This is a genomic window from Streptomyces sp. NPDC087901 (genome assembly GCF_044742205.1).
Lineage (GTDB): Bacteria > Actinomycetota > Actinomycetes > Streptomycetales > Streptomycetaceae > Streptomyces.
On record NZ_JBIUUC010000002.1, the window covers coordinates 198621 to 219147 of the forward strand.

At 71.5% G+C, this 20527-nt stretch carries 23 protein-coding genes; 11 read left to right on the plus strand and 12 right to left on the minus strand.

Annotated elements, in window-relative coordinates; all coding sequences use genetic code 11:
- Window positions 1-93: 93 nt before the first annotated feature.
- The gene (locus ACIOEW_RS06445; protein WP_401961855.1) at window positions 94-1143 is read left to right on the plus strand and encodes a CehA/McbA family metallohydrolase; all 1050 of its coding nucleotides are present in this window, start codon (window positions 94-96) and stop codon (window positions 1141-1143) included.
- A gap of 96 nt (window positions 1144-1239) precedes the next feature.
- On the opposite strand, the gene aceB is transcribed toward ACIOEW_RS06445, so the two are convergent.
- On the minus strand, window positions 1240-2859 hold the full coding sequence (gene aceB, locus ACIOEW_RS06450; protein WP_401961857.1) for a malate synthase A: 1620 nt from the start codon (window positions 2857-2859) through the stop codon (window positions 1240-1242).
- A gap of 234 nt (window positions 2860-3093) precedes the next feature.
- Complete coding sequence (locus ACIOEW_RS06455) at window positions 3094-3726, minus strand: NTP transferase domain-containing protein (RefSeq protein WP_401961859.1); 633 nt, start codon at window positions 3724-3726, stop codon at window positions 3094-3096.
- 206 nt (window positions 3727-3932) lie between these two features.
- On the opposite strand from ACIOEW_RS06455, the gene ACIOEW_RS06460 reads away from it, so the two are divergent.
- Entirely contained in the window at window positions 3933-4247 is a 315-nt protein-coding gene (locus ACIOEW_RS06460; RefSeq protein WP_362549041.1) for a DUF5955 family protein, read from the plus strand.
- Window positions 4248-4350: 103 nt separating this feature from the next.
- Here the strand turns inward: ACIOEW_RS06460 and ACIOEW_RS06465 are convergent, their stop codons facing one another.
- Window positions 4351-4983, minus strand: a complete 633-nt coding sequence (locus ACIOEW_RS06465) for a response regulator transcription factor (RefSeq protein WP_362549038.1) — start codon at window positions 4981-4983, stop codon at window positions 4351-4353.
- Entirely contained in the window at window positions 4980-6188 is a 1209-nt protein-coding gene (locus ACIOEW_RS06470; protein ID WP_401961861.1) for a sensor histidine kinase, read from the minus strand. Before ACIOEW_RS06470 ends, ACIOEW_RS06465 begins: the two co-directional genes overlap by 4 nt.
- 110 nt (window positions 6189-6298) lie before the next feature.
- On the opposite strand from ACIOEW_RS06470, the gene ACIOEW_RS06475 reads away from it, so the two are divergent.
- Together ACIOEW_RS06475 and ACIOEW_RS06480 are read left to right on the plus strand one after the other, a co-directional pair.
- On the plus strand, window positions 6299-7390 hold the full coding sequence (locus ACIOEW_RS06475) for an ABC transporter permease (protein ID WP_401961863.1): 1092 nt from the start codon (window positions 6299-6301) through the stop codon (window positions 7388-7390).
- A 97-nt stretch (window positions 7391-7487) separates the two neighbouring features.
- Window positions 7488-8174 carry an ABC transporter ATP-binding protein gene (locus ACIOEW_RS06480; protein WP_401961865.1) on the plus strand — a complete coding sequence of 229 codons (687 nt, stop codon included), beginning with the start codon at window positions 7488-7490 and terminating at the stop codon, window positions 8172-8174.
- A gap of 69 nt (window positions 8175-8243) precedes the next feature.
- Here ACIOEW_RS06480 and ACIOEW_RS06485 read toward each other — a convergent pair whose 3' ends face one another.
- Window positions 8244-9044: an IclR family transcriptional regulator gene (locus ACIOEW_RS06485; RefSeq protein WP_362549028.1), complete on the minus strand. Its 801-nt coding sequence runs from the start codon at window positions 9042-9044 to the stop codon at window positions 8244-8246.
- Window positions 9045-9370: 326 nt separating this feature from the next.
- On the opposite strand from ACIOEW_RS06485, the gene allB reads away from it, so the two are divergent.
- The 3 genes from allB to ACIOEW_RS06500 all read left to right on the plus strand — a co-directional run bounded on the left by allB (window position 9371) and on the right by ACIOEW_RS06500 (window position 12290).
- The gene (allB, locus tag ACIOEW_RS06490) at window positions 9371-10714 is read left to right on the plus strand and encodes an allantoinase AllB (protein ID WP_401961868.1); all 1344 of its coding nucleotides are present in this window, start codon (window positions 9371-9373) and stop codon (window positions 10712-10714) included.
- Between the two features lie 2 nt (window positions 10715-10716).
- Entirely contained in the window at window positions 10717-11832 is a 1116-nt protein-coding gene (gene alc / locus ACIOEW_RS06495; RefSeq protein WP_401961871.1) for an allantoicase, read from the plus strand.
- Between the two features lie 128 nt (window positions 11833-11960).
- Entirely contained in the window at window positions 11961-12290 is a 330-nt protein-coding gene (locus ACIOEW_RS06500) for a putative quinol monooxygenase (RefSeq protein WP_350997567.1), read from the plus strand.
- 29 nt (window positions 12291-12319) lie between these two features.
- Here the strand turns inward: ACIOEW_RS06500 and ACIOEW_RS06505 are convergent, their stop codons facing one another.
- The 3 genes from ACIOEW_RS06505 to ACIOEW_RS06515 are packed head-to-tail and all read right to left on the minus strand — an operon-like array spanning window position 12320 to window position 14247.
- Entirely contained in the window at window positions 12320-13150 is an 831-nt protein-coding gene (locus ACIOEW_RS06505) for an aldo/keto reductase (protein ID WP_401961872.1), read from the minus strand.
- A 48-nt stretch (window positions 13151-13198) separates the two neighbouring features.
- Entirely contained in the window at window positions 13199-13456 is a 258-nt protein-coding gene (locus ACIOEW_RS06510) for a hypothetical protein (RefSeq protein WP_401961875.1), read from the minus strand.
- Between the two features lie 44 nt (window positions 13457-13500).
- A complete protein-coding gene (locus ACIOEW_RS06515) occupies window positions 13501-14247 on the minus strand; it encodes an SDR family NAD(P)-dependent oxidoreductase (RefSeq protein ID WP_401961877.1) in 747 nt (248 codons plus the stop codon).
- Window positions 14248-14432: 185 nt separating this feature from the next.
- On the opposite strand from ACIOEW_RS06515, the gene ACIOEW_RS06520 reads away from it, so the two are divergent.
- The gene (locus tag ACIOEW_RS06520) at window positions 14433-15056 is read left to right on the plus strand and encodes a dihydrofolate reductase family protein (RefSeq protein ID WP_401961879.1); all 624 of its coding nucleotides are present in this window, start codon (window positions 14433-14435) and stop codon (window positions 15054-15056) included.
- A 17-nt stretch (window positions 15057-15073) separates the two neighbouring features.
- Here ACIOEW_RS06520 and ACIOEW_RS06525 read toward each other — a convergent pair whose 3' ends face one another.
- From ACIOEW_RS06525 to ACIOEW_RS06535, 3 genes are all read right to left on the minus strand, one after another.
- Window positions 15074-15691 (minus strand): TIGR03086 family metal-binding protein, encoded by a 618-nt coding sequence (locus tag ACIOEW_RS06525; RefSeq protein ID WP_401961881.1) that lies wholly within the window; start codon window positions 15689-15691, stop codon window positions 15074-15076.
- Window positions 15692-15776: 85 nt separating this feature from the next.
- Window positions 15777-16214 (minus strand): hypothetical protein, encoded by a 438-nt coding sequence (locus ACIOEW_RS06530; protein ID WP_401961883.1) that lies wholly within the window; start codon window positions 16212-16214, stop codon window positions 15777-15779.
- A 147-nt stretch (window positions 16215-16361) separates the two neighbouring features.
- Window positions 16362-17006 carry a TetR/AcrR family transcriptional regulator gene (locus ACIOEW_RS06535; protein ID WP_401961885.1) on the minus strand — a complete coding sequence of 215 codons (645 nt, stop codon included), beginning with the start codon at window positions 17004-17006 and terminating at the stop codon, window positions 16362-16364.
- 151 nt (window positions 17007-17157) lie between these two features.
- Between ACIOEW_RS06535 and ACIOEW_RS06540 the strand changes: the two genes are divergently transcribed.
- The gene (locus tag ACIOEW_RS06540) at window positions 17158-18081 is read left to right on the plus strand and encodes a DMT family transporter (RefSeq protein WP_401961888.1); all 924 of its coding nucleotides are present in this window, start codon (window positions 17158-17160) and stop codon (window positions 18079-18081) included.
- A gap of 11 nt (window positions 18082-18092) precedes the next feature.
- Here the strand turns inward: ACIOEW_RS06540 and ACIOEW_RS06545 are convergent, their stop codons facing one another.
- Complete coding sequence (locus ACIOEW_RS06545; RefSeq protein ID WP_401961890.1) at window positions 18093-18296, minus strand: hypothetical protein; 204 nt, start codon at window positions 18294-18296, stop codon at window positions 18093-18095.
- Window positions 18297-18442: 146 nt separating this feature from the next.
- Between ACIOEW_RS06545 and ACIOEW_RS06550 the strand changes: the two genes are divergently transcribed.
- On the plus strand, window positions 18443-19660 hold the full coding sequence (locus ACIOEW_RS06550; RefSeq protein ID WP_401961893.1) for a sensor histidine kinase: 1218 nt from the start codon (window positions 18443-18445) through the stop codon (window positions 19658-19660).
- Entirely contained in the window at window positions 19657-20388 is a 732-nt protein-coding gene (locus tag ACIOEW_RS06555) for a response regulator (RefSeq protein ID WP_401961896.1), read from the plus strand. The genes ACIOEW_RS06550 and ACIOEW_RS06555 overlap by 4 nt, the downstream gene beginning before the upstream one ends.
- Window positions 20389-20527: the final 139 nt, after the last annotated feature.

Genomic DNA, 20527 nt, shown 5'->3' on the forward strand with positions numbered 1-20527 from the left:
AGGGCCGAGGGCCGAGGGCCGACGCGGGGATGATTTCACAGGAGCCGGTCAGGTGTTCGTGCGATCTTCTTCATGAGACGGCAGGGAGAACGCATGTCCGAGTCGGAACCTTCAGAGTCTTCAGCAGCGTCGGTGGCCGGCCGGGGGCGCGGCTGGTACCGAGGTGACTGCCATGTGCACTCGGCCGTCTCGAACGGCGGCGAGCTGACGCCGGAGCAGCTCGTGACTGATGCGCGGGCGGCGGGGCTGGACTTCCTCGCGGCCACCGAGCACAACACGTCCGCGACGCACGGCGCCTGGAGTCGGCTCAGCGGCGACGGTCTGCTGGTGATCCCGGGCCAGGAGGTCGTCACCCGGACCGGGCACTGGCTCGCGCTGGGGATCCCTTCAGGTCACGTGGTCGAGTGGCGCTACGGCGTGCGGGACAACATGATCGACCGGTATCTGGACGAGGTCCACGGAGCCGGTGGGCTCTGCGTCGCCGCCCACCCTCACGCGCCGTACTCCTCAGGCACGTTCATGTACCCGTTCCAGGGCTTCGACGTGGTCGAGGTGTGGAACGGGCCGTGGAGTTCGGACGTGCCGTGGCAGGCGGACAACGAGGCCGCCCTGGCCGAATGGGGGCGAAGCCTGGCTGCGGACATCCACCAGGGACGGTGGCGGCCGGCGATCGGCAACAGCGACACCCACCTCAAGAACCAGATCGGTGTCCCGCACACTGCCGTGTTTGCCGAAGGCCTGAGTCCCGACGACATCCTCGCCGGGATCCGAGCGGGCCGGACCTGGATCACCGATTCGCTCGCCGTCGAGCTCTCGTTCACGGTCTCTGCGGGTGACCGGAGCGCCGGGATCGGTGAACGGCTGGAAGCCGGCGATGGGTCAGCCGTGGTCGCGAGAGCGGAGGTACGCGGTGTGCCGTCGGGCACTGTCAGCTTTCACACCGAGCGAGGGATGGTGCACCGGGCGCCGCTCACCCGCTCGGGACCGGATGCCGTGGAGTGTCGCGTCAGCGCGGCGGATTCGGCGTTCGTCCGCATCGAGGTACGCCATCGCGAAGGGCACATGGCGGCGCTCAGCAATCCGATCATCCTGGACTGGAGTGAACTGGACCGGACTGGACTGAACTGGAGTGGAGTCAGCTGAGCTGAACCGAACGGGGATCAGGTGCATCGGATGCACGATGACACCGCTCCCGGTGCCGACGGACGGCACCGGGAGCGGTCGCGTACGCCAGGGTTGTCAGCGCAGCTGCTCGTACGCCGGCAGCGTCAGGAAGTCCGCGTAGTCCTGGTCCAGGGAGACCTGGAGCAGCAGGTCGTGGGCCTGCTGCCACTTGCCGGCGGCGAAGGCCTCGTCGCCGATCTCGGTGCGGATCGTGGTCAGTTCCTCGGCCGCGATCTTGCGGGCCAGCTCCGCCGTGGCGTGCTCCCCGTTCTCGAAGACCACGTCCGCGTTGATCCACTGCCAGATCTGCGAGCGCGAGATCTCGGCGGTGGCCGCGTCCTCCATCAGGTTGAAGATGGCGACCGCGCCCATGCCGCGCAGCCACGCCTCGATGTAGCGGATGCCGACGGCGACGGCGTTGCGCAGACCGTCGTACGTGGGCTTGGCGTCCAGGGTGTCGACGGCGATCAGATCGCCCGCCGCCACCGAGACGTCCTCGCGCAGCCGCTCCTTCTGGTTCGGCTTCTCACCGAGGACCGCGTCGAAGGAGGCCATGGCGATCGGGACCAGGTCGGGGTGGGCGACCCAGGAGCCGTCGAAGCCGTCGTTCGCCTCACGGTCCTTGTCGGCCTTGACCTTCTCGAACGCGACCTTGTTGACCTCGGCGTCCCGGCGCGACGGGATGAAGGCCGCCATGCCGCCGATGGCGTGGGCGCCGCGCTTGTGGCAGGTGCGGACCAGGAGTTCGGTGTACGCCCGCATGAACGGGGCGGTCATCGTGACCAGGTTGCGGTCGGGCAGGACGAACTTAGGGCCGCCGTCACGGAAGTTCTTGACGATGGAGAAGAGGTAGTCCCAGCGGCCGGCGTTCAGCCCGGAGGCGTGGTCGCGGAGCTCGTAGAGGATCTCCTCCATCTCGTACGCGGCGGTGATCGTCTCGATCAGGACCGTGGCGCGGACGGTGCCCTGCGGGATGCCGGTGTAGTCCTGGGCGAAGACGAAGATGTCGTTCCAGAGGCGGGCCTCCAGGTGCGACTCCGTCTTGGGGAGGTAGAAGTAGGGGCCCTTGCCGAGATCGATCAGGCGCTGCGCGTTGTGGAAGAAGTAGAGGCCGAAGTCGACCAGCGCGCCGGGCACCGGGGTGCCGTCGAGTTGGAGGTGCCGCTCGTCCAGGTGCCAGCCGCGGGGGCGGGTGACGACCGTGGCGAGCTCGTCGGCGGGCTTCAGGGCGTACGACTTGCCGGACTTCGGGTCGGTGAAGTCGATGGCGCGGTTGTACGCGTCGATCAGGTTGAGCTGGCCGAGGATGACGTTCTCCCACGTCGGGGCGGAGGCGTCCTCGAAGTCGGCGAGCCAGACCTTGGCGCCCGAGTTCAGGGCGTTGATGGTCATCTTGCGGTCGGTCGGACCGGTGATCTCCACCCGGCGGTCGTTCAGAGCGGCGGGCGCCGGTGCGACCTTCCAGGAGTCGTCCGCACGGACAGCGGCGGTCTCCGGCAGGAAGTCCAGCGTGGAGGTGCGGGCGATCTCGGCGCGGCGCTCACCGCGCCGGGCGAGCAGCTCATTGCGCCGGGGCGTGAACCGGCGGTGCAGCTCGGCCACGAACGTGAGGGCCGCGGGGGTGAGGACCTCGTCCTGCCGGGGCAGGGGTTCGGCATCGACGATGGCCAGCGAGGACGGCGCTGGTGCGGACATGAGCTGTCACTCCTTCAGCGGGCGGTGCGGGCGACGTCTCACGGTCGCCGGGTCGCCTGAAATGGCACGGCGTGCCATGGCTCCGGGATGCGGCCGTGGGCGCCGTCTGAGGTGCAGAGGGCTTCTGACCAGTGGATAGTAGTTTCCTCATGGTGGAAGTTCAATGGTTTGTTGATGTCGAGACTCTCCGGGTCGACAGAAGTGGGAGCTTGCTGGCGCAGCGTGCCAGTACGTTCACTCAAGGTGGGAGAGGTCCTCCGCCGTGTCGATGTCGTAGGCCTGAGCCACATCCGAACACTCGACGAGCGTGATCGCATCGCGGTGCGCCCGCAGATACGCCCGGGCCCCCTGATCGCCCACCGCGCCCACCGCGATGTCCGCCCACAGATCGGCCCCGAAGAGCACCGGATGGCCGCGCTCCCCGCCGTACGAGGCCGCCGCCAGGCTCGTCCGCGAGCGGTACGCCGCCCGCACCCGGGCCACCGCTTCGGCGCCGATGCCGGGCTGGTCGACCAGGAGGACGACAACCGCGTCCGCACCCGTACCGGTGAGGGCGGTGAGCCCCGCCCGTAGCGAGGAGCCCATGCCCTCGGCCCACTCCGGGTTGACCGTCAACCCGACGCCCGACAGTTCCGCCTTCGCGCGCACCTCGTCGGCCGACGCGCCCAGCACCACCTGTACCGGCCCGCAGCCGCCCGCCCGGAGCGTCTCCACCGCGTGGTCGGCCAGCAGGCGGCCGCGGTGCTCCAGCAGGGCCTTCGGGCGCCCGCCGAGCCGGCGCCCGCCGCCCGCCGCGAGCAGCAGTCCGGCAATGACGGGGGAGGCGGACGGGGAGGGTGAGGAGGGCGCGTGCGGTGTGCTTGTCATGCCGCCTGGATACCCCAGACGGGCCGTTCCCGCACGGACCGGACCGGCCCGCCCGCCCGCGTCAATGTGCGGGACACTCCGAGTTCCGTCCGCGGAGTGGCGCCCGGCACCTGTCATGGCGTTAACTTGCCCGCACCCCCGGACACTTGACCACGGTACGGGGCTTGGTCGAAACACCGGCACAAAGATGTGCGAGGGGGAGTGCTTTGTTGAAGAGCGTGGGGCAGGCGCGGGTGACCAGCAGTGATGAGGACCCGAGAGTGACGGAGTTGCGTACGGCCGTCGCCCGGCTCCGCCGGGAGCTGGCCGGACATCCGGCGGAGTTCCCGGACCGCGCCATCGCCGAGGACGAGCTGGCGGCGCTGGACGCGATGGCGGCCGGCGGCGCGCCCGAGATTCCCCGGCTCCGCCGGTCACTGCTGCTGATCGCGGGGGCGGTCGGTTCGGTCAGCGCGCTGGCGTCGGCGCTCAGGGACGTACGGATCGCCGTCGATCTGTTCGGCGAGCCGCCGCGCCGCTGATTCTGCGGGCTGCCGCGCGTTGACGTGTGAGCGCCGCGCCGCCGATGTGTGAGTCGCCGCGCCGTTGAAGCCGCTGGAGGGGCCGGGGGCCACCTCAGTGGCTTCAGCGGCGGATCAGCCTGCGGGCCGTCGCCGCCGCGACGGCCGCGGTGCGCGAGTCCACGCCCAGCTTGGCGTAGATGTGCACCAGATGGGACTTCACCGTCGCCTGGCTGAGGAAGAGCTTCTTGCTGATCTGCAGGTTCGACAGCCCCTCGCCGACCAGTTGCAGCACCTCCAGCTCGCGCTTGGTGAGCGCCTGGGCCGGCATCCGCATGCGGTCCATCAGCCGGTGCGCGACGGCCGGCGCCAGGGCGGAGCGGCCGGCAGCCGCCGTACGTACCGCGGCGGCCAGCTCCTCCGGCGGGGCGTCCTTGAGCAGATAGCCCGCCGCGCCCGCCTCCACCGCCGCGAGGATGTCGGCGTCGCTGTCGTACGTCGTCAGGATCAGCACCCGGGGCGCGTCCGGCGCCGCGGTGATCGCGGCGGTGGCCTCCGAACCGTGCAGACCCGTACCGAACTGCAGGTCCATCAGGACGACGTCGAACTCACCGGTCGCTGCCAGGGCCACCGCCCGTTCGGCGGTGGCGGCCTCGGCGTCGACGCGGAAGTCCGGCTCTGTGTCCAGTACGGCACGCAGCCCCGCCCGGACCACCGGGTGGTCGTCGGCGAGCAGCAGTCTGATCGGAGGCGTCATGCGGCGTCCTGTCCGGTCCGGCCGACGGGGAGCGGCAGCGGCAGGGTCAGGGCGACGGCCGTGCCGTGGCCGGGCGCCGATTCGACACTCAGGGTGCCGCCCAGCGAACGGGCCCGGGACCGCATGGCCGGCAGGCCGAAGCCTCCCGTTCCGGTGCCCGTGCTCGCGGCGGAGCCGTCCGTGAAGCCGTGGCCGTCGTCGACCACGTCCAGCGCCACCGAGGTGTCCATGAAGCTCAGGGTGATCTCCGCCCGCCGCGCGCCGGCGTGCTGCACCGTGTTGGCGAGCGCCGACTGCGCGGTACGCAGCAGTGCCACCTCGTACGGCGTGGGCAGCTCCACCGGGGTGCCGCTGACCGCGAAACTCACCGCGAGCGCGGGAGCGGTGGTGCGGGCCGAGAGCCGCTCCAGGGCGGCGGCCAGGGAGCCGTTCTCCAGATCGGGTGGAGTCAGGGCGCGCACGAACCGACGGGCTTCGGCGAGATTGTCCTGGGCCGCCTCCCGGGCCTGGCGGACATGGGCCGCGGCGGGGGCGTCCGCCGGAAGGGTGCGCTCCGCTGCGCGCAGCAGCAGCTGGATGCTGGAGAGGCCCTGCGCGAGGGTGTCGTGGATCTCGCGGGCCAGCCGTTCGCGTTCGGCGAGCGTCCCCGCGGTGCGCTCGGCCTCGGCCAGCTCCGCACGGGTCGAGACGAGCTCCTCGATGAGCTCGCGCCGCCGCTCGCTCTCGCGGAACAGCGCGTCGTACCCGAGGACCATGGCGACCGCGACGGCCGCCCCGAGCAGCGGGCCGATGAACGTGCCGGCGGTGACCGGTTCGCCGTGCAGCAGGAAACTGGTGATCGCGGCCACCGCCGTCGCCACGACGGCGGGCAGGCTCCAGCGGATCGGCAGCAGGTGAAGCTGGAGGAAGTAGAGCGGGAACGCCAGCCACAGCGCGTCCGGCGACAAGGCCAGCAGCACCAGCCACAGAGCCCCGAGTACCGCGAGCCAGAGCGCCCCCGCCCGGGTCCGGGGCTGGACGGACGGGGCCAGTGCCCCCGCCGCGTAGACCGCGGCCAGCACGCCCGCGACCACGACGACGGCACCGGAGTGCGGGGCGTCCCCGCTCACGGCCTTGACCGCGGCGAGCGCCAGCAGTCCCAGCAGCAGGGCATGCAGACACAGCCGCAGTGCGGCGGCGACCGGGGGATGGACACGCGTTTCCATGATTCGTCCAGCGTAGACGCGGGGTGTGCGGGGCCGGTCAATCGAAAGGTTGATGTCGGGACCGGCCCGCGGGCGATGTTTCCGCGGCGGTGAATGCCGAGGCTGGAGTCATGTTCGTCGCATGGAGAGATCTTCGGTTCGCCAAGGGCCGGTTCGCGCTCATGGGCACGGTCGTGGTCCTGATCACGCTGCTCGTGGGCCTGCTGTCCGGCCTCACGGCCGGGCTGGCCCGGGAGAACACCTCGGCCGTCACGGGGCTGAACGCCGACCACCTGGCGTTCGCCGCCCCGCCCGACGGCCAGTCGGTGTCCTTCACCAATTCGACCGTACGCGAGACCGCCTGGCGGAGCTGGGAGAAGCAGCCGGGGGTCGAGGCGGCGCAGCCGCTCGGCATCCGCACGCTGAACGCCGCCGCGGCGGCGGGGGAGCGGACGGCGGCCGTCTCGGCGTTCGGTGTCGAACCGGGCAGCGGCCTGGCGCCCTCGGGCACCCCGGTCGGACCGGGCACGGTCGTGCTCTCCGAGCAGGCCGCCGAGGACCTGGCTGCCGGCGCGGGTGAGCGGCTGCTGCTCGGCGGCGACGAGGTCACCGTCGCAGCGGTCGCCGGCGACGCCTCGTACAGCCATACGCCGGTCGTGTGGACGGCACTCGCCGACTGGCAGCGGTTCGGGGCCGACGGCGAGGGCGGCGCGGAGCACGCCACCGTGATCGCGCTGACCACCACCGGCGGGGCCGATCTGGCCGCCGGTGACCGGGCGGCGGGCACCAGCACGCTCACGCTCGACGGCTCCCTCACCGCCATCGGCTCCTACCAGGCCGAGAACGGCTCGCTCCAGCTGATGCGTGGCTTCCTCTTCGCCATCTCCGCCCTGGTCATCGGCGCCTTCTTCACCGTCTGGACGATTCAGCGCAGCGGCGATGTCGCCGTTCTCAAGGCGCTGGGTGTCTCCACGCCGTATCTGCTGCGGGACGCACTCGGGCAGGCCGTGGTGATGCTTGCGATCGGTACGGGGCTGGGCACCGCGCTCGCCTCCGGCATCGGTGCGCTCGTCGGCGGCGGAGCCGTGCCCTTCGTCCTGGAGGCGTCGACCGTCCTCGTCCCGGCGGCTGTGATGATCGCCCTCGGAGCGGTCGGGGCGGCCCTGTCCATCAGGCGGATCACCGCCGTCGACCCGCTCACCGCGCTCGGGAGCGCGCGATGACGGCCGCACCGCCGCTCACTCCCGCGCACCACACCCCGGAGCGCCCGATGAAAGCCACGCCGACTCCCACCCCGCGCACCACACCCCGGAGTGCCCGATGACCCTCACGCTCACCGACGTCACGCTCACCTACCCCGACGGCGACGGGCGGCTCACCGCCCTGGACCGCGTCGTACTCGATGTACCTGCGGGCACGCTCACCGCGGTCGTCGGCCCCTCCGGCTCCGGGAAGTCGAGTCTGCTCGCCGTGGCGGCCACCCTGGTCACCCCCGACGAAGGCGCTGTCGTCGTCGCCGGCACGGACACCGCGGGGCTGGGCCGGGCCGACAAGGCGGCGCTGCGCCGCGAACGGATCGGCATCGTCTTCCAGCAGCCGAACCTGCTGCCGTCCCTGACCGCGGCGGAACAGCTCCAGGTCATGGCCCACCTGTCCGGAGGTGCGGCCCGGACCGCCCGCGCCCGCGCGCTGGAACTGCTCGACGCCGTCGGTCTCGCCGACAAGGCCGACCGCCGGCCCCATCAGCTCTCGGGCGGTCAGCGTCAGCGGATCAACATCGCGAGGGCCCTGATGAACGACCCCGCGGTGCTGCTCGTCGACGAACCGACCAGCGCCCTGGACCACGAACGGGGCGCGGCGGTGCTCGATCTCCTCGTCTCGCTGACCCGTCAGCGGTCCACGGCGACCGTCATGGTCACCCACGACCGGACCCATCTGGACCGGATGGACCTGACGGTCACGATGGAGGACGGCAGACTGACCGCCCCGGCCCCGGCACCGGCCTGAGTGCCGTGGGGGCGGATACGGCGAAGGGGCGGCCGGAGCACGAAGGCTCCGGCCGCCCCTCCTCGCGTCTCAGCCGGCCGACCCGCTGCTGGCCAGGGCCTCGGACAGCTCCTTCGCGGCCTGCTGGAGGATCGGCACGATCCGCTCGGTGGCTGCCTCGGTCACCCGGCCTGCCGGGCCGGAGATCGAGATCGCGGCGGAGGTGGGGGAGTTGGGCACCGAGACCGCCAGACAGCGGACCCCTATTTCCTGCTCGTTGTCGTCCACCGCATAGCCCACCCTGCGGACCTGCTCCAGGGCGTCCAGGAAACCGTCCGGGGTGGTGATCGTCTTCTCGGTCGCGGCCGGCATCCCGGTGCGCGTGAGCAGGGCCCGCACCTCGTCCGGCGGGGTGTGCGCCAGGAGTGCCTTGCCGACGCCGGTGGAGTGCGGCAGCACCCGGCGGCCCACCTCGGTGAACATGCGCATCGAGTGCTTGGACGGCACCTGCGCCACGTACACGACCTCGTCGCCGTCGAGCAGCGCCATGTTGGCCGTCTCGCCGGTCTCCTCGACCAGCCGGGCCAGATAGGGGCGGGCCCAGGTGCCGAGCAGTCGCGCGGCGGACTCGCCGAGCCGGATCAGGCGCGGGCCGAGCGCGTAGCGCCGGTTGGGCTGCTGGCGTACGTAGCCGCACACCACGAGCGTGCGCATGAGCCGGTGAATGGTGGGCAGCGGGAGTCCGCTGCTCGCGGAGAGCTCGCTCAGGCCGACCTCGCCCCCCGCATCGGCCATCCGCTCCAGCAGGTCGAAGGCGCGCTCAAGGGACTGCACACCGCCGCTGGAACCGGCGGGCTTGGAGGCGGAAGTGCTGGCGTGGGACGGCGGCACGTCAACGGTCCTTTCGAAGCGGAAGAGCAAGGCAGCAGCCTACCGGGCACTTCCCGATCGGCCCACTGTCGCAAGGGCACCGTCCTGGCCGGTCAGGGCCCGTTCGTCCCAGGTGCCGCGGCCGGGCCGGCGGTCTGCACGGCGTCGCGCACAGCCCATTCTACATTCCGCACTGCGAAATCAGTCTTTTACTCTGTGGAAATCTCCAGTCGGTGGCACGCGTGGTCGGCTGAGTGTCCCGAGCGGAGGATGGGGTCTTGACGGGTCGCATTCGCGAGTGAAGACTCCTTCAACAGTTCGTTGAATTCATGAAGTGAGGAGCACCGGTGTCGGGTACGGACGTGGAACTGGTACTGCGCTCGACGCGTGTCGTCACCCCCGGGGGCACGCGTCCCGCCGCGGTCCATGTCGCGGGCGGGACGATCGACGCCGTCCTGCCGTATGACGCCGAGGTGCCGGAGGGCGCCCGGGTGGAGGACCTCGGTGACGACGTCCTGCTGCCCGGACTCGTGGACACGCACGTCCATGTGAACGATCCGGGCCGCACCGAGTGGGAAGGGTTCTACACCGCGACCCGCGCCGCCGCGGCCGGCGGGATCACCACCCTGCTCGACATGCCGCTCAACTCCCTCCCGCCGACCACCACCGTCGAGCACCTGCGCGTCAAGCAGCAGGTGGCGGCCCCCAAGGTCCACGTCGACACCGGCTTCTGGGGCGGCGCCATCCCTTCGAACGTCAAGGATCTGCGCCCCCTGTACGAGGCCGGGGTGTTCGGCTTCAAGTGCTTCCTCTCGCCCTCCGGCGTCGAGGAGTTCCCCGAGCTGGACCAGGAGCAGCTGGCCCGGTCGATGGCCGAGATCGCGGGCTTCGGCGGCCTGCTGATCGTGCACGCCGAGGACCCGCACCACCTGGAGGCCGCACCGCAGCGCGGCGGCCCCGCCTACGCCGACTTCCTCGCCTCACGGCCGCGCGACGCCGAGAACACGGCGATCGAGGGACTCATCGCCCACGCGAAGCGGCTGAACGCGCGCGTCCACATCCTGCACCTCTCCTCCAGTGACGCACTGCCGCTGATCGCCGCCGCCAAGCGCGAGGGTGTCCGCGTCACCGTCGAGTCCTGCCCGCACTTCCTCACCCTCACCGCCGAAGAAGTCCCCGACGGGGCAACCGAGTTCAAATGCTGTCCGCCCATCCGTGAGGCCGCCAACCAGGACGCGCTGTGGCAGGGGCTCGCCGACGGCACCATCGACTGCATCGTCTCCGACCACTCGCCCTGCACCACCGACCTCAAGACGCCGGACTTCGCGTCCGCCTGGGGCGGCATCTCCTCCCTCCAGCTCGGGCTGCCCGCCATCTGGACCGAGGCCCGCAGGCGGGGTCACTCCCTCGACGACGTCGCCCGCTGGATGTCGGCCGCCCCCGCCGCACTGGCCGGTCTCACCGCCAAGGGTGCGATCGAGGCGGGCCGCGACGCCGACTTCGCCGTCCTGGCACCCGACGCGACCTTCACCGTCGACCCGGCCGAACTCTTCCACCGCAACCAGGTCACCGCATACGCCGGCCGGACCCTGCACGGCGTCGTGCGGTCGACATGGCTGCGCGGCGTACGGATCGCCGCCGAAGGCATCCTCGCCGAGCCCACCGGCCGCCTCCAGACAAGGAACAAGTGACCATGACGGCGACAGCGCACTTCACCGGCGACGCGAACCCGTACGGCGGTGGCGACCCCTACGCCGACTACCGCACCGCAGCCTTCCCCTTCACTCACCTCGTCGACCTCGCCGACCGGCGGCTCGGCGCGGGTGTGATCGCCGCCAACGACGAGTTCTTCGCGGAGCGCGAGAACCTCCTGAAGCCGGAGCCCGCCCACTTCGACCCCGAGCACTTCGGGCACAAGGGCAAGATCATGGACGGCTGGGAGACCCGCCGCCGCCGCGGCGTGAGTGCCGTACAGCCCCACCCGGTGGACGAGGACCACGACTGGGCACTGGTCCGCCTCGGTGCCCCGGGTGTCGTACGCGGCATCGTCGTCGACACCGCCCACTTCCGTGGCAACTACCCGCAGGCGGTCTCCGTCGAGGGTGTCTCGCTGCCCGGATCGCCGTCCCCCGACGACCTCCTCGCGCCCGGCGTGACGTGGACGACGCTCGTCCCCCGTACGGCCGTCGGCGGCCACGCGGCGAACGGCTTCACCGTCGAAGCCGCGCAGCGCTTCACCCACCTGCGGGTCAGCCAGCACCCCGATGGGGGCATAGCCAGGCTCCGGGTGTACGGGGAAGTCGCCCCGGATCCCGCCTGGCTGACGGCGCTCGGCACCTTCGATCTGGTCGCGCTGGAGAACGGCGGCCGGGTCGAGGACGCGTCGGACCGCTTCTACTCCCCGGCGACCAACACCATCCAGCCCGGCAGGTCCCGCAAGATGGACGACGGCTGGGAGACCCGGCGCCGGCGCGACAAGGGCAACGACTGGATCCACTACCACCTCGTCGAAGAGGCGGAGATCCGTGCCGTCGAGATCGACACCGCCTACCTGAAGGGCAACTCGGCGGGCTGGGCTAGCCTTTCGGCCCGGGACGCCAAGGGTGGCGGCTGGGTCGAAATCCTGCCCAGGACCCGGCTGCAGCCCGACACCAACCACCGCTTCGTCCTGGCCGAGGCAGTGCGGGCCGACGAGGTCCGCGTCGACATCTTCCCGGACGGTGGCATCTCGCGGCTGCGCCTCTTCGGCTCGCTGACCCCACAGGGTGCCGCGCGGCTGGCTGCCCGTCACATCGAGCTGGGCGGCTGAACCGCTCCCTGCCCGAGGCTTTCCGGCGGGGGCTGACCGCCCCTGTTGAAGGCTGTCCGTATTCGGGCGATACCGTTGGGGATGTGGGACCCTGCCCGGGTTCACTCGCATCCCCCACAGGAGTCGCCATGATCTTCATCGCCGTCAAGTTCACCGTCCGCACGGCCGAGCGCGACAACTGGCTTCCGGCCGTCGAGGAATTCACCGTCGCCACCCGGCAGGAGCCCGGGAACGTGTTCTTCGACTGGTCCTGCAGCGTCGAGAACCCGGACCAGTTCGTGCTGCTGGAGGCGTTCGCCTCCCCCGAGGCCGGTGCGGCCCACGTGCAGTCGGCGCACTTCGCGGCGGCGATGGACACGATGGCGGACCTGGTGGCGGAGGTGCCCGAGATCATCAATGTCGAGGTACCGGGCGAGGGCTGGTCCCGTATGGCAGAGGTGCAGCCGCGGTCCAGCTGAAACGGAGGGCGGTTCGCCGCCCTCCCGCCTCAGAACTCCTCGTGCACCTCGGGGTCGCCGCCGAACCGCTCCTGCGGACCGGCGGAGATGCGGGCCAGCTCGTCCGGTGTCAGCTCGAAGCCGAACAGGTCGAGGTTCTCGCGCTGCCGGCCCGGGTCGGCCGACTTGGGGATCGGGACGGCACCCAGCTGCGTGTGCCAGCGCAGCACCGCCCGGCCCGGCGTCACCCCGTGCGCTGCGGCGATCGCGACGAGCTCCGGGTCGGCCAGCAGGTCGCGGCCGCGCCCCAGTGGGCTCCAGCTCTCCGTCACGATGCCCTTGGCGGCGTGCACGGCCCGCAGCTCCTCCTGCGGCAGCCGCGGATGCATCTCGATCTGGTTGACGGCGGGCAGCACGCCCGTCTCCTCCTCCAGCCGCGCGAGATGGGCCGCGGTGAAGTTGGAGACCCCGATCGAGCGCACGAGCCCGTCCTCGCGCAGCCGGATCAGTGCCCGCCAGGTGTCCACGTACAGATCGACGCGGGGCAGCGGCCAGTGGATGAGATACAGATCCACGTAGGAGAGCCCGAGGTGGCGACGGGACTCCTCGAACGAGGCGAGGGTCTTCTCGTAACCCTGGTGCCGGCCCGGCACCTTGGTGGTGACGAGGATGTCCTCCCGCGGCACGCCGCTGCGGGCGATGCCGCGGCCCGTACCGGTCTCGTTGCCGTAGTTCAGCGCGGTGTCGACGAGCCGGTAGCCGAGACCCAGCGCCCCGGCGACCGCCTCCTCGGCCGCGTCGTCGTCCAGTGGCCAGGTGCCGAGCCCCACCACGGGGAGCGTACGGCCGTCGTTGAGGGTGTGTACCGGGGTCGCGGGCATGATCGTCCCTTCTCGGCGGATCACTGCCCGGCCAGCCTAACGAGCTGGTCAGGTCTGACCGCCCCGGCCCGCCGCCTCGCCGTGCAACCGGGTGATGACCTCGTCGACCCGGTCCCGCTCGTAGCCGCGGCGGACCAGTTCGAAGGCCGGGGCGCCGACCGGCGGGGCGCCGCCGAGGAGCCGGGTGAGGTAGGCCTCGACCTGATCGCGGTCGTATCCCCGCCTGGCGATGCGGAATCCGAACCGCTCGTACAGTGGACGGTCGTCCTCCGGCATACGGTCGTCCTCTTCTCCCGGTGCGGACATGAGCGCCTCCTCAGGCCGGAATCATCGTCCTCACCCTGCCACGGTCAGGCCGTGTGGCCACCGTCCACGACCATTTCCGCACCGGTGATGTACGCAGCCTCGTCACTGGCCAAGTACGCGATCATCGCGGCCACTTCGCCCGGCACGGCGAACCGGTCCAGCGCGTTCGCCGCCCGCTGCCCGGCGGCGTACGGGCCGTCGGCAGGGTTCATGTCCGTGTCGACCGCACCGGCCTGGACCAGATTGACCGTGATGCCGCGCGGGCCGAGCTCGCGGGCGAGCGGCTTGGTCAGTCCGGACAGCGCCGACTTGCTCATCGCGTAGAGGGTGGAGCCGGGACCGCCCGCGTACCGGCTCAGGGCCGTACCGACGGAGATGATGCGGCCCCCTTGCTCCAGTACACCGGCCGCTGCTCGGCAGGCCAGGAAGACCGCCCGTACGTTGACTGCGAGCACCCGGTCGACATCGGCGTCGGTGAGGTCGCCGATCGGGCCGAGGACGCCGATGCCGGCGTTGTTGACCAGGATGTCGAGCCGGCCGAAGGTCTCCGCCGTCCGGTGCACCGCCGCGGGGACGGCCTCCGGGTCGGCCGAGTCCGCGCGCAGGGCGACTGCGCGGCGGCCGCCCGCCTCGATCTTGCGCACGACCTCGCGGGCGGCGTCCTCGTCCTGTACGTAGGTCAGCGCCACATCGGCGCCGTCCTGGGCGAGCCGCAGGGCGGTCGCGGCGCCGATGCCGCGGCTGCCGCCGGTGACGAGTGCGGTGCGGTTCGTGCTGACGGTGCTGTTCATCAGGGTTCCTGTCCGTTGCCGGTCGTGCTGACAGGACCAAGCAAAGTCCTTCGGCGCACCGGACACCGGCGGGAAACGGACGCCGACTCCGGTACGGCGGCGGGTCCGGCCGATGAGTTCCGGCCGCGGGCGGGGTCGGAACTGATGGAAGCGGAATCGTCAGGAGTTCCCGAAGGAGCAGGACCATGGCAAAGCTGACGCTCACCACATTTCTGACCCTCGACGGCGTCATGCAGGCCCCCGGCGGGCCCGAGGAGGACACGAGCAGCGGTTTCGAGTACGGCGGCTGGGTCGCGCCGATCATGGACGAGGACATGGGGCGGTTCATGACCGAGGTCTTCGACCGTGCCGCTGCGTTCCTGCTGGGCCGGCGTACGTACGACATCTTCGCCGGGTACTGGCCGGGGGTCACCGACCCCGACGACCCGATCGCCTCCCGCCTCAACGCTCTTCCCAAGTACGTCGTCTCGACCACGCTGGAGAAGGCCGAGTGGGAGAACACCACGGTGATCTCCACCGGTGTCACAGAGGAGGTGGCCCGGATCAAGGACCGCACGGAGGGCGGCGAACTGCAGATCCACGGCAGCGGCGCCCTCGCCAGGTCCCTGATGGCGCACGACCTCATCGACGAGTACAACCTGCTCATCCACCCCGTCGTGCTCGGCCGGGGGCTACGCCTGTTCCCGGACGGCGGGCTGCCGACGGCCTTCGAGCTGACCGCCTCCCGGACGACGCCCAACGGCATCGCGATCCAGACCTACCGGCCCGCCGGACGGGCCACCTTCGGCTCGGTCCCGGCCGGCTCGTGAGCCGAGACCCGATCCCGTCAACCACCCTGCGGAGGACGCCACTTCGGTGAACGACCGAGCGTCGACAGGATGAGCCCCAGCGTGCCGGACCCATCGGCTCCCGCGCGCTCTCCGGGATCCAGGGCCGGCCGGAAGGCCGCGCCCGGCAGTTCACGCCGCGCCCCGCCCGGCACGCGCTGGGCGATCGGCAGCGCGGCCTCGACGACGGCCGGGGGGAGGGCCGTGCGCACACCCAGGGTGGCGGCCACATCCCAGGAGTGCACGACGTAGTCGATGAAGTGGAACCCGATCGCGGTGGTCGCGGCGAATGTCGCCTCCGCGCTGATCTCCGGAAGGGTGAACCGCCCCTCCATCACGCCTGGCCGAGCGAAGCCGTCCAGGACGGCGTGGGCCGTCCCGCGGTACCACGCCACCGGATCGTCGCCGGCCGGACGGGGCTCCCAGGCGGACGCGTCGGCCCCTTGCCCCCGCGCGGCGGCGGCGAACCCGATGTGCTGGGCGCCCATGTGCTCCACGAGGAGTCGCAGGGTCCAGCGGTCGCAGGGTGTGGGCCGGTCCCAGTCGCCGGGGGCCGCGCGTTCCACGACGCGGACGGATTCCAGGACGGCGGCCCGGTTGAACTGCACGATGTCCATGGTGGGGTTCCTTTCGCGAGATGCGCCTGAGCGGGTGGGGACGAGGGGTGGGGATGAGGGAGTGAGGGGGTGGGGATGAGCGGGTTCAGGACTCGGATGCGGGCGGCCACGGCTCGTCACCGGAGAGCAGGCGCCAGGCGGACTCGCGCAGCGCGGTGCGGCCGGTGAACGGGGTGTGCCAGGTGGCCGAGCGCAGTGTGCCCCGGCCCCGGTACGCGTGCACGATGCGCCGGTGGTCGGGGCGCGCCACGAATCCCAGCAGGTGTTCGCGGGCGGTCCAGACCGTGATCGATCCCGAGCGGTTCATCCGGGGGCCGACGTCCGCCCAGAGCCACATGCCGACCGCGCCGGGCGTCTGCGGCCAGGTGCGGCGCAGCCGCATGCCGGCCGCCCCGACGGTGAGGGTGGTCCAGGGGCGGTGGGTGACGAACTCGGTGACGGAGACGACCACTTCGGTGCCGCGGCCGGGCGGCTCGGCGGCCGGGCCGTCCTGCCATGCCGTGCTCCAGAGGGTGTGCGGCACGAGTGACCCCTTCCATGGTTCGGCACAGCCGTCCGCGCCGGATGCCCGTAAGAGTACAACTGGACGAACGATCGTGCTGTTTGTTTTGGCGGACAGGCAGTCCGTACCGGCCCTGCCGACCCTGCCGGAGTCGAGTGGTGCAGGTCTCTACAGCGCGGCCGGCAGTGACGAGGCGTCCACCGCCACCGTCCGCAGCCGGCTCAGGATCGCGCGCGCGGCCCTCGGATAGCTGTCCGAGCTGTCACGGAGCACGGAATCGCCGTTGGCCAGCTCCAGGAACGCGATGATCTCGAAGGCGAGTTGCGGGACATCGCAGTCCTCACGGACCTCGCCCAGCGTCACCGCCTCCTCGATCCGCCGCTCCACGAACGCGACCCAGCCGGCCTGCGCGGCCGCGACCGCGTCATGCACCGCCCCCTCGCGGGCATCGAACTCGGCGATGGCCGCGTAGAAGAAGCAGCCCCCAGGGAAGACCCGCCCCTGGGAGTACGCGATCCAGCGCTCGCACATCCGCAGGATCCGTCCGAGGCCGGCGGGCGTGGCGCGGGTCGGCTGCACGACATGCTCGTCGTACACCGCGACGGCGGTCCGCACGGTTGCCAGCTGGAGCTCCTCCTTGGAGCCGAAGAGGGCGAACACACCGCTTTTGCTCAGTCGGAGGTCGGTGGCCAGCCGACCGAGGGACAGGCCGTCCAAGCCCTCGACCGAAGCGACCGCCGCCGCCCGGGCGAGGACCAGCTGCCGGGTGCGATTGCCCCGTTCGACCCTTCCGTCCTGGCGCTCTCCCGCCATCTGGCGACTCCGTACTCCGTGAGGTGGGGGCGGTTGCCGTCGGACCGGTCCCGGGGCTCGCCATTGTAGGAGGGGGCCCGGTAGCGTGATCGCTCCGCGTGCGAGCCAGTGAGGTCTCCACATCAGTCCTGTGGAGAACCAGGAGTTCCGGGTGTCCTCTGTCGCCGTGCCCGTCCTCGCCCCGCCGCGCCGGGCGTGGGTCACCGATCTGCCGGTCCTGCTCGTCGCGGTGGTCTGGGGTTCCAGCTATCTGGCCGCCAAGGGCATCACCACGTCGCAGACCGTCATAGCCGTCCTCGTGCTGCGGTTCGCCGTCGTGCTGCCCGTCCTGGTGGCTGCCGGATGGTCCCGGCTGCGGGTGCTGAGTGCGGCCCAGTGGCGGGGTGCGGGACTGCTGGGCCTGGTGCTCAGCGGGATCTTCCTGGTGGAGACGTACGGCATCGTGCACACCTCGGCGACCAACGCCGGGCTCATCATCAGCCTCACCATGATCTTCACCCCGCTGGCCGAGGCCGCCGTGACGCGGACCCGGCCGACCGGAGCCTTCCTCTCGGCTGCCGGGCTCTCCGTCACCGGAGTGGTGCTGCTGACCCAGGGGGGCGGATTCACCAGCCCCTCGGCGGGCGATCTGCTGATGCTGGTCGCAGCACTCGCCCGCACCCTCCATGTGCTCCTGATGGCGCGCATCAAGTCCGTCCAGTCGGCGGACTCGCTGTCGCTGACGACGGTCCAGCTCGGCAGCGCCGTCGCGGTCTTCGCCCTGCTGGCCGCCGCTCCCGGCACCGGGGAGTCGCCCTGGTCGGTCGCCGCCGGGTTCGGCGTCCGGGAGTGGGCCGGGCTGCTGTTCCTGTCAGTCTTCTGCACGCTCTTCGCGTTCTTCGTGCAGATGTGGTCCGTACGCCGCACCTCACCGTCCCGGGTCAGCCTGCTGCTCGGCACGGAACCGCTGTGGGCCGCCGCCGTCGGTATCGCGATCGGCGGTGAACGGCTCGGCGTCCTCGGGGTCGCGGGCGCGGTGCTCGTACTGGCCGGAACGGCGTGGGGGCGCCGAAGCGCGGACGCCGTCACCCCTTGACCTCCGCCGGCTCACTCCTTGATCGAGTCCGACGCGATCATGATGGCGACCCCCGTCACCACCAGCACGATGCAGACGAACAACGAGTGGTCACCGAGGAACGGCAGCCGCCGCACCACGCTGAGGAACCTGAACCAGTCGAACCATTCGTGGAGCAGCCCGGCCGCACCCTGGACGAAGACCAGGAAGCCGACCGTCTCGCAGAGCTTCTTCATGGGAACGAGCCTGGCGGGCCGCGCACGGGCGCCGCGTCGGCCAGTGGTCTGCGCGGGAGGTCCGAAAGTCTCCGCTTCCGCGACTTTGGTCGCTTCGCGGACCGGAACGTCCGGAAGCCCCGCCCCGGCTGCGTAGCTTTGTCGATATGACGCGCACCGAATACCCCTGGCTGCTGCCCTCGGCGATGGCCGACCCCGAGCTGCCGGGCGACCGAGGCGGCCGGACGCGCCGCACTGTGCGCGACTGGATTGTCGACATCACGGCCTTCCTGTGCGCGGCGGGCATCGGGCTGGCGGCCGTCGCCGCGATCGACGCCGACGAGACCACCCGCGACGTCTTTGTCCTCATCGACTCGCTTGTCGGCGCCGCGGCCTGCTGCGCGCTGTGGGTCCGGCGCCGGTGGCCCGTCGGCCTCGCGGTCGCGCTGACACTCCTGTCCGTCGTCGAACCGGTCGCGGCGGGGGCCTGGCTGGTGGCGCTGTTCAGCGTGGCCGTCCACCGGCCGTTCCGCCCCGTGGCCTTCATCGGCGCGGGAGCCCTGCTGGTCGCCCCCGTCCAGCCGTATCTGCGCCCGGACCCGTCCACCTCGTATGTCGCGTCCACCATCATCGGGGTGCTGCTGGTCCTGCTCGTGCTCAGCTGGGGCATGGTCGTACGGTCCCGGCGCCAGCTCGTCGTCACGCTGCGCGAGCGCGCCAGGCGGGCCGAGACCGAGGCCGGACTCCGCGCGGAGCAGGCGCAGCGGCTGGCCCGCGAGGACATCGCCCGCGAGATGCACGACGTCCTCGCCCACCGGCTGACCCTGCTCAGCGTCCACGCGGGCGCCCTGGAATTCCGTCCCGACGCACCCCCGGCCGAAGTCGCCCGCGCCGCCGGAGTCATCCGGGACAGTGCGCACGAGGCACTCCAGGACCTTCGCGAGATCATCGGCGTCCTGCGCAGCCCCCGTGACGGCGACGGCGACCGGCCGCAGCCGACTCTCGCCACGCTGGACACCCTCGTCGACGAATCCCGGCTGGCCGGCATGAAGGTCACCCTCGACAACCGCATCGCCGACCCTGCCGCCGCCCCCGCCGCCACCGGCCGCACCGTCTACCGCATCGCCCAGGAGGGCCTGACCAACGCCCGTAAGCACGCGCCCGGCACCGAGGTCACCGTCACGGTGGGCGGCGGCCCGGGGCAGGGGATCACCGTCGAGGTGCGCAACCCGGCCCCCACCGAACCCTTCGAGCAGGTACCGGGATCCGGCCAGGGCCTCATCGGCCTGACGGAGCGGGCCACCCTCGCGGGGGGCCGCCTCGGCCACGGACCGGAACCGGACGGCGGGTTCGGGGTGCGGGCCTGGCTACCGTGGTCCTCATGACCGACCCGACGCCCACGCCCAAGCCCCGGCCTGTCCGGCTGCTCATCGTCGACGACGACCCGCTGGTACGCGCGGGGCTCACCCTCATGCTCGGCGGCGCCGACGACATCGACATCGTGGGGGAGGGGGCCGACGGCAGCGAGGCCGCCGAACTCGTCGACCGACTCCGGCCGGACGTGGTCCTGATGGACATCCGGATGCCGGTCATGGACGGGCTGACCGCGACCGAGGCGCTGCGCAGCCGCCCCGACGCCCCCGAGATCGTCGTCCTGACGACGTTCCACGCCGACGAGCAGGTGCTCCGCGCCATCCGTGCCGGAGCCGCAGGCTTCGTCCTCAAGGACACCCCGCCCGCGCAGATCGTCGACTCCGTGCGGCGCGTGGCGGCCGGCGACCCCGTCCTGTCGCCCGCGGTCACCCGTCAGCTGATGGCCCGCGCAGCGGGCTCCGGCCAGGAGGAGCGGGCGGGCCGCGCCGAACGGGCGCGGCAGCGCATCGCGTTGCTGGCCGTCCGGGAGCGCGAGGTGGCGGTCGCCGTCGGGCACGGCCGCTCCAACGCGGAGATCGCCGCAGCCCTCTATCTGAGCGTGGCCACGGTGAAGACCCAGGTGTCACGGATCCTCGCCAAGTTCGACTTCAACAACCGTGTCCAGATCGCACTGCTGGTCCATGACGCGGGCCTCCTCGACGGCGATGGTGACGGCGACGCTGACACCGGCCTGTCCTGAACTCCTCGTCCTGAGGGACCGTGCGGCTCAGGGCGACCGGCACACGGAGCGCCGCATCGCGATCCGTACACTGCTGGAACGCTGCCCCGACTCGCACTCGCACTCGCACTCGCACTCGCCCCGGACGCCGGGGAGCCGG

Excerpts from the sequence above, each read along its gene's own strand:
- ACIOEW_RS06535 (WP_401961885.1), bottom strand. The coding sequence starts at position 17,006 with ATGGCGGGAGAGCGCCAGGACGGAAGGGTCGAACGGGGCAATCGCACC.
- ACIOEW_RS06525 (WP_401961881.1), bottom strand. The coding sequence starts at position 15,691 with ATGGACATCGTGCAGTTCAACCGGGCCGCCGTCCTGGAATCCGTCCGC.
- ACIOEW_RS06500 (WP_350997567.1), top strand. The coding sequence starts at position 11,961 with ATGATCTTCATCGCCGTCAAGTTCACCGTCCGCACGGCCGAGCGCGAC.
- ACIOEW_RS06470 (WP_401961861.1), bottom strand. The coding sequence starts at position 6,188 with ATGGAAACGCGTGTCCATCCCCCGGTCGCCGCCGCACTGCGGCTGTGT.
- aceB (WP_401961857.1), bottom strand. The coding sequence starts at position 2,859 with ATGTCCGCACCAGCGCCGTCCTCGCTGGCCATCGTCGATGCCGAACCC.
- ACIOEW_RS06515 (WP_401961877.1), bottom strand. The coding sequence starts at position 14,247 with ATGAACAGCACCGTCAGCACGAACCGCACCGCACTCGTCACCGGCGGC.
- ACIOEW_RS06480 (WP_401961865.1), top strand. The coding sequence starts at position 7,488 with ATGACCCTCACGCTCACCGACGTCACGCTCACCTACCCCGACGGCGAC.
- ACIOEW_RS06510 (WP_401961875.1), bottom strand. The coding sequence starts at position 13,456 with ATGTCCGCACCGGGAGAAGAGGACGACCGTATGCCGGAGGACGACCGT.
- ACIOEW_RS06550 (WP_401961893.1), top strand. The coding sequence starts at position 18,443 with ATGACGCGCACCGAATACCCCTGGCTGCTGCCCTCGGCGATGGCCGAC.
- ACIOEW_RS06520 (WP_401961879.1), top strand. The coding sequence starts at position 14,433 with ATGGCAAAGCTGACGCTCACCACATTTCTGACCCTCGACGGCGTCATG.
- ACIOEW_RS06545 (WP_401961890.1), bottom strand. The coding sequence starts at position 18,296 with ATGAAGAAGCTCTGCGAGACGGTCGGCTTCCTGGTCTTCGTCCAGGGT.
- ACIOEW_RS06465 (WP_362549038.1), bottom strand. The coding sequence starts at position 4,983 with ATGACGCCTCCGATCAGACTGCTGCTCGCCGACGACCACCCGGTGGTC.
- ACIOEW_RS06475 (WP_401961863.1), top strand. The coding sequence starts at position 6,299 with ATGTTCGTCGCATGGAGAGATCTTCGGTTCGCCAAGGGCCGGTTCGCG.
- ACIOEW_RS06445 (WP_401961855.1), top strand. The coding sequence starts at position 94 with ATGTCCGAGTCGGAACCTTCAGAGTCTTCAGCAGCGTCGGTGGCCGGC.
- ACIOEW_RS06455 (WP_401961859.1), bottom strand. The coding sequence starts at position 3,726 with ATGACAAGCACACCGCACGCGCCCTCCTCACCCTCCCCGTCCGCCTCC.
- alc (WP_401961871.1), top strand. The coding sequence starts at position 10,717 with ATGACGGCGACAGCGCACTTCACCGGCGACGCGAACCCGTACGGCGGT.
- ACIOEW_RS06505 (WP_401961872.1), bottom strand. The coding sequence starts at position 13,150 with ATGCCCGCGACCCCGGTACACACCCTCAACGACGGCCGTACGCTCCCC.
- ACIOEW_RS06555 (WP_401961896.1), top strand. The coding sequence starts at position 19,657 with ATGACCGACCCGACGCCCACGCCCAAGCCCCGGCCTGTCCGGCTGCTC.